General features: G+C 69.5%; 5 protein-coding genes and 1 pseudogene. 4 read left to right on the forward strand and 2 right to left on the reverse strand.

The genetic code is table 11. The annotated features are described in order from the left end of the window. Both CCR97_RS02885 and CCR97_RS02890 read right to left on the reverse strand, forming a co-directional pair. Positions 1-509: pseudogene (locus CCR97_RS02885) on the reverse strand (hypothetical protein); the annotation flags it as partial. Positions 510-1,126: 617 nt separating this feature from the next. Beyond that, positions 1,127-1,978 carry a YihY/virulence factor BrkB family protein gene (locus CCR97_RS02890; protein WP_111358848.1) on the reverse strand — a complete coding sequence of 284 codons (852 nt, stop codon included), beginning with the start codon at positions 1,976-1,978 and terminating at the stop codon, positions 1,127-1,129. 413 nt (positions 1,979-2,391) lie between these two features. Between CCR97_RS02890 and CCR97_RS02895 the strand changes: the two genes are divergently transcribed. The 4 genes from CCR97_RS02895 (at position 2,392) to CCR97_RS02910 (ending at position 7,008) form a co-directional block, all read left to right on the forward strand. Further along, entirely contained in the window at positions 2,392-4,065 is a 1,674-nt protein-coding gene (locus CCR97_RS02895; protein ID WP_111358847.1) for an acyl-CoA dehydrogenase family protein, read from the forward strand. A 307-nt stretch (positions 4,066-4,372) separates the two neighbouring features. Next, complete coding sequence (locus tag CCR97_RS02900) at positions 4,373-5,329, forward strand: ABC transporter substrate-binding protein (protein ID WP_170145968.1); 957 nt, start codon at positions 4,373-4,375, stop codon at positions 5,327-5,329. Beyond that, positions 5,329-6,177 (forward strand): ABC transporter permease, encoded by an 849-nt coding sequence (locus CCR97_RS02905; protein ID WP_111358845.1) that lies wholly within the window; start codon positions 5,329-5,331, stop codon positions 6,175-6,177. Before CCR97_RS02900 ends, CCR97_RS02905 begins: the two co-directional genes overlap by 1 nt. A 9-nt stretch (positions 6,178-6,186) precedes the next feature. Continuing rightward, positions 6,187-7,008, forward strand: a complete 822-nt coding sequence (locus CCR97_RS02910; RefSeq protein ID WP_111358844.1) for an ABC transporter ATP-binding protein — start codon at positions 6,187-6,189, stop codon at positions 7,006-7,008. Positions 7,009-7,198: the final 190 nt, after the last annotated feature.

Genomic DNA, 7,198 nt, shown 5'->3' on the forward strand with positions numbered 1-7,198 from the left:
GTCGCGTCGGGCAGGACGGCGACCACGGCCGGCGGCTCCGGCGCGACGAGTGGCGCGGCGGCGGCGCGGGTCGCCTGCTCGCGGGCGAGCCACTCGGCGACGGCGCGCGGCACCAGCCGGTCGCCCTTGCGGGAGCGGTTGACGGTCTCGCGGTCGAGCGCCGGCGGCTGCTCGGTCAGATCGAACAGCGCGCGGGTCGCGACCGAGCCGGTGAGCAGCTCGCGGTCGAAGCTCGGATCGAGGCTCGCGACCTTGTAGCCGGTGGGCTCGGGGATCGCGGTGCCGACCGGGCGCGGGAACGAGAAGGTGGCGGCGTGGAAGCTGCCCAGGGGGCTGCGGGCCTGCTCGCGGGCGACGTCACCGCCGCCGCCGGCGCGGGCCGCGATCAGCGAGGCGAGGTCCTGATAGGCGACGGAGCTCGGGATCGCCGCGAAGGTGAGCAGCGCGAAGCCGAACGGCGCCGCGACGGCGGTGTGGTGTTTCAGCGAGATTCGACGCAGCGAGCCCAACAGCCGTCCCCGGAGCAGCGAACGCGAACCACATGGTTTCCCGATCGTCGACGCGACCGGTAAAGAAGCGGTTTGCACGTTCGCAACACGTCAACCATGCTGCGTGAGCAGGGTTAACGTCGTGTTAACGAACGGCGGCATCGCGCGCTCGCGCGCACGCTCCACCGGCGCACTCGCGTGCGCGATCGACACCGACGTGCACGCGGGTGCGCACGCGGTCATGGTCTCGTCGTGATCTTGCTGAGCGATGTCCCGGGAGCGATGTCCCGAGCCCTGATCGCCACCGGGCCAGCGATGATGACGAGCGTCCGGTCTGATGCCGGATCGTCGTCATCATCGCGCCTCGGCACCCCCACACCCCCGTGCGTCGGCGGCAAGTCGATTTACGAACTTGTAACCAAGACTAAGGCGGCACTTGGGCGGCTCGAACCGACGGTTCGGCGAGCCGCCGTCGCCGCTGCGCGGACGTGCGAAAAAGCCAATGAAATCGGCCGAAATACGATCATCCACAGGGCGGGTCCGCAACGCGTCCTACGCACTCGTCCCGATCGCCGCGCGGTCGTGTCCGGTGAGCGCGGCAGCGGCCGAATCGTGACCCTTCGGCGCGGCCGGCGCGCTCACTTGCGCTTCGCGTTGCGCCGCCTGATCACCGCCTGGTTGAGGGCGGCGCCGAACACGAAGATGGTCGCGGTCCAGTACAGGAACACGAGCGCGATCATGGCCGAGGCGAGGCCGGCGTACATCGTCACGTAGGTGTTGGCGAACTCGGACAGATAACGTCCGAACAGCACGCCCGTGATCAGCCACATCGCGAGCGTCACGGCGATGCCGGGCGCGATCTCGTCGAAGGTGCGGCGACCGGCCGGCAGCCACTTGTGGATCAACGTCAGCGCGACGACCAGCACGACGCTGGCGATGCCGAAGCGCGCGACCGTGAGCGACACCTCGAACTGACGCAGGTTCGGAAACACGGGGACGAGCTTGGCGAAGATCAGCGGCCCGAGCACGATCAGGAAGGCGAGCGCGACGAGGCCGAGCGCGCCGACCAGCACGTAGGCGATCGACTCGAGCCGCAGGAGCCACCACGACCGCGTCTCCACCACCTCGTAGCCGCGGTTGAGCCCGATGCGCAGGCTCTCGACGCCGCTCGACGAGAAGTACAGCGCCAGTCCCGCCCCGACGGTCAGGATGCCGCCGTGCGCGGTGGTCAGCACACTCTCGATCTCGCTCGCGATCGGCGCCGAGACCTCCTCGGGCCACGCCTCGAGCAGCAGCAGCGCGACCTGGTCGGCGAGGTCCTGGGTGCCCAGGAAGCCGGACAGGGCGGTGACGAAGATCAGGAACGGAAACAGCGACATCAGGGTGGACAGCGCGATGTGGCTGGCGATCGCCCAGCCGTCGTCGCGGCTGAAGGCGAGGAACGCGTCGGCCGCGATCCGGGCCGGAATCGTGATCAAGCGCAATGGCATGGCACGCGTCGCCGGGCCCCGCCCGAGCGCCGTTTTGTCTCGCTTCCGGCCACGAATTCCCTCTCCACGCAGGTGCGAAAAGATGCCATCATTAAACCATGTCGCGGCGAGGCGGGCACCGCCTGCCGCACGGACATGCGACTCACGGAATTGCGACGCACGGAATTGCGACGCGAGGACGTGCGCCACATAGACTTAAGTCGCACCTTCGCCGCACAGACTGGCGCCGCAAGGATTTGCGCCGCAAGGATTTGCGCCGCACAGATTGCGACCAAGAGAAGAACCGCGAGAGCGCCGTCCGGCTGCGATGATCGGGGGCGCTCGAAGAGGCGTATCGATTTTCAACAAGTGGCCGTCGCGGCCCCGAGACCTCCGTCCCGGGCAACGCGCGATGCCGATTTCCGGAGAAGCCCATGTCCTTAGCCGCCAAGCGTTCCGAGTCCGGCCCCGATCTCGTCTCCCTGTCCAGTCGGGCCGCGGACGCGCTCGACGCCGTCCTGGCCGACGCGATCTACAGCGTCCGCGCCCGCGTGTCGTCCGGCGGACCCGGCGCCAAGCTGTTCGACCGCGAGCAGCGCGCCACCCACGGCCTCGCCTGGCTCGCCACCTATGCCGAGGCGGTGCGCCAGCTCGCAGCCTACACGGCCCGTATGACGGAGGCCGGAAAGCTCGGCGAGATCGAGGAGCTCGTGGTGCGCATCGGCCTCGGCGAGTATATCGCCCAGGTCGCCGGCGGCATCCCGATGAGCCAGGGCGAGTTCGTGCGCCCCGCAGATCTCGGCCTCGACGCGGCTTCGGTGCTCGGCCGCCTCGCGCCGAGCCTTGACGCACTCGCCGACACCGGCAACACGCCGGAGAACCGCGCCCGCTTGGTGATGCTCATGCGCGAGCATCACGGGTCGACGGTCGGCGACTGCGGCCTCGAGGAGACCTACGAGACCATCCGTGAGGAGATGCGCAAGTTCGCCGACTCCGAGGTGATCCCGCATGCCCACGGCTGGCACCGCGCCAACGCCTACATCCCGATGGAGACGGTCGAGCACATGGCCGAGCTCGGCGTGTTCGGCCTGACGATTCCGGAGGAGTACGGTGGCCTCGGGCTCGGCAAGGAGTCGATGTGCGTCGTCTCCGAGGAGCTGTCGCGCGGATACATCGGCGTCGGCTCGCTCGGCACTCGCTCGGAGATCGCCGCCGAGCTGATCCTGTGCGGTGGCACCGACGAGCAGAAGCAGTACTGGCTGCCCAAGATCGCCTCGGGCGAGATCCTGCCGACCGCCGTGTTCACCGAGCCCAACACCGGCTCCGACCTCGCCTCGCTGCGCACCCGCGCGGTGCGGGAGGGCGACACCTACGTCGTCAACGGCAACAAGACCTGGATCACCCATCCGGTGCGCGCCGACCTGATGACGCTGCTGGTCCGCACCAACCCGCAGGACCCCGGCTATCAGGGCCTGTCGATGCTGCTCGCCGAGAAGCCGCGCGGCGACGACGCCGACCCGTTCCCGGCCGAGGGCATGTCCGGCACCGAGATCGAGGTGCTCGGCTATCGCGGCATGAAGGAGTACGAGATCGCCTTCGACGGCTTCACGGTGCCGGCCGCCAATCTGCTCGGCGGGGTCGAGGGGCAGGGCTTCAAGCAGCTCATGCAGACCTTCGAGGCGGCCCGCATCCAGACCGCCGCCCGCGCCATCGGGGTCGCCCAGGCCGCCATGGAGGAGGCGCTCGCCTACGCCGAGACCCGCGTCCAGTTCGGCCGGCCGATCGTCGAGTTCCCGCGCGTCTCCGACAAGATCGCCATGATGGCGGCCGAGATCATGATCGCCCGCCAGATCACTTACTTCGCCGCCAAGGAGAAGGACGAGGGCAAGCGCTGCGACCTCGAGGCCGGCATGGCCAAGCTGCTCGCCGCCCGGGTCGCCTGGGCGGCCGCCGACAACGCCGTGCAGGTGCACGGCGGCAACGGCTTCGCGCTCGAATACCGCATCTCGCGCATCCTCTGCGACGCCCGCATCCTCAACATCTTCGAGGGCGCCGCCGAGATCCAGGCCCAGGTCATCGCCCGCCGCCTGATGGACCGCGGGAACTGAGCGCGGTTCGCCGCCCGCGTCTCCGGCGTCCTCGCGAGGGCGCCGGGGAGTCCCCCGGCGGGCCGCCGCCGCGTAAATCCGATGCCGGCGCGCGATCCCGGCGCTCGATCCACGGGTCGGGAGCCGCTTTCATGTTTCAAAACTGAATAATCCATGAGTTAATTCGAATGGCCGAGGGCCGGGGGCGTGGGTCAGGATGACCGCGCCGGACCGTCGTCAGGAGCCGCCGATGCTTCGCCATCCGAATTCCCGCCGCAGACCCTTCGCGACCCGAAGTCGCTTCGCGATCCGACCTTCCTTCGCGACCTTGGTATACCAAGCGGCGGTCGCCGCGGCCGCGCTGCTCGTCGCCGCCGGGGCCGCGACGGCGCAGACCACGACGTTGCGCATCTCCACCTTCAAGGGGCAGCCTCACATGGCGAGCTCCTACATGCTCTCCAAGGTGGCGCCGCCGAACGTCAAGATCGACATCGTCGAGGTGGCGACCAGCTCGGAGGCCATGGACGCGCTGCTGACCGGCAACATCGACGCGGCCTATCTGGGCCTCGTCACCGCGGTGCTTGCGGTGGCGCAGGAGCGGCCCGTCGCGGTGATCGCCGGCGTCAGCTTCAAGGGCGCCCGCATCGTCGCCCGCAAGGGCAGCGGCGTCGAGGCGATCAAGGATCTCAAGGGCAAGACGGTCGCGGTGTCGAAGGCCGGCCAGACCGACATGATGTTCCGCGAACTCCTGGAGCGGGCCGGCCTCCAGGTCGGCCGCGACGTCGAATACCTGCTCCTGCCGACCAACGCGCATCTCGAGGCGCTCGCCTCCGGCCGCATCGACGTCGCCGCGACCACCGAGCCGCACGGCTCCGTCATGCTGGCGATGGGGCTCGGCACCGACATCGCGCCGGACCTCTACGACACCTCGACGGGCCGGGTCGGCATCGTGCTGGCGGTCGCCCGCAGCACCATCGAGAAGGACCCGGCCAAGGCGCAGCTGATCGCCGACCTGCACGCCAAGGCGACCGCCTGGGTGAAGGCCCATCCCGACGAGACCGCGGCCGAGCTCGCCAGGATCATCCGCCAGAAGGACGACGTGGTGAAGCTGGCGATGAAGAACACCGAGCTGTCGATCGACATCGACGCGGCGTTCCGCAAGCAGACCGCGACGCTGATCGACCAGCTCATGCGCATCAAGTATCTCGATCGTCCGGTCGAGGCCGACAAGGTGTTCGACCTCCGCTTCCTCGACAAGGCGAGGGCGGCGGCCGGGGCGAACTGATGTCGGTCGCGGTGCAGGACGGGGCGTCGTCCGGAGCCGACGCGCCGGCGCCCGCGCGCCGCAAGGCGCCGGGCCTGCGGCGCCGGCTGGCGACGGTCGCGGTCTATCTGGTGATGCCGGTCGGCCTCCTGGCGCTCTGGCAGGTCGCCGCCGATCTCGGCTGGATCTCGGCCTATCTGCTGCCCTCGCCGAGCCGCGCCGCGACCGGCTTCTGGGAGATTCTGACCGACGGGACGTTGTGGCTGCACGTCAAGGCGAGCCTGTTTCGCAGCATCGCCGGCTTCCTGATCGCGACCTCGATCGCGGTGCCGCTCGGCGTCATCGTCGGGTGGTCGCCGTTCGTGCGACGGCTGTCGCACATCACGCTGCTGTTGCTCATTCCGATCCCGATCACGGCGTGGATCTCGATCGCCATCGTGTGGTTCGGCATCGGCGACGCCTCGGCCGTGTTCCTGGTCGCGCTCGGCGCCGCCGTGCCGATCCTGATCAACACGATCCACGGGGTCGAATGGGTCGAGCCCGTCTATGTCGAGGCGGCCCGCATGCTCGGCACCGGGCCGCGCCAGATCCTGTGGCGGGTCGTCCTGCCGGCGGCGCTGCCCAACATCTTCACCGGGCTGCGGCTCGGCTTGCGCAACTCCTGGGCCGGGCTCGTCGTCGCCGAGATGATCGGGGCGAAGTCGGGCGTCGGCTACCTGATCTGGGACGCGCGGCTGATGATGCGGTCCGACCTCGTCATCGTCGGCATGATGATGGTCGGCGTGCTCGGCCTCGTCTCGGACCAGACGATGAGCTGGGCCGGGCGGCGTGTGCTGCGCTGGCACGAAGGATTGTCGCGCAATGACTGAGTGGACTCCATGAGCGAGCGCAGCGATGGCGTCGCCGGCGCGAAGATCAGGGCGGAGGGCGTCGCCAAGACCTTCTGGTCGCACGATCGCGACGTCGTCGCGCTGCAGCCCGTCGACCTCACCGTCGCCGACGGCGAGTTCGTCTGCATCCTGGGGCCGAGCGGCTGCGGCAAGAGCACGCTCCTGCGCATCGTCGCCGGCCTGATCGGGGCGAGCGCCGGCCGGGTGACGATGGACGGGCGGCCGATCCGCGGGCCCGGTCCGGAGCGCGGTCTGGTGTTCCAGGAATACGCGCTGTTCCCCTGGCTCACCGTGCTGAAGAACGTGATGTACGGGCCGACCGTGCGGGGCCTCGGCCGCGTCGAGGCGGAGGCGCGGGCGCGCGCCCAGATCGCCCGGGTCGGCCTGGAAGGCTTCGAGCAGCAATATCCGCGCCAGCTCTCCGGCGGCATGAAGCAGCGCGTCGGCATCGCCCGCGTCTGGGCGAACCAGCCCGACGTGATGCTGATGGACGAGCCGTTCGGCGCGCTCGACGCCATCACCCGCAACATCCTCCAGCGCGATCTCCTGAAGCTCTGGCTGGAGGAGCGGCACACCGTCCTGTTCGTCACCCACAGCGTCGACGAGGCGATCTTCCTGGCCGACCGCGTCGTCGTGATGTCGGCGCGACCCGGCCGGATCACCGCGATCGTGCCGGTCGCAGTGCCGCGCCCGCGCGACCTCCTGGCGCCCGAGGCGATCGCCCTCAAGGCCGAGCTGACGCGGCTCGTCGAGGACCAGGTGATGGGCCCGCGCGGCGAGCCGAGCCGGCTGCGGGAGTACGTGAACTGATCGCCTGCGATGCGGTGGGGCGGCCACGGGCTCCGCTCGTCCCCGCGAAGGCGCTAGGGCATACACACATCGCGCGCCATGCATAGGAGCGTCATGCGCGGGCTCGACCCCATAGGCGCTAAGATAAGGTTGGGCATTGGGTCATCTGGAGGCGTCGTCGGCGGGACGGCTCGGTCCATTGGCGTTGGCG

Origin of the sequence: Rhodoplanes elegans (assembly GCF_016653355.1) — a bacterium.
Classification (GTDB): Bacteria; Pseudomonadota; Alphaproteobacteria; order Rhizobiales; family Xanthobacteraceae; genus Rhodoplanes; species Rhodoplanes elegans.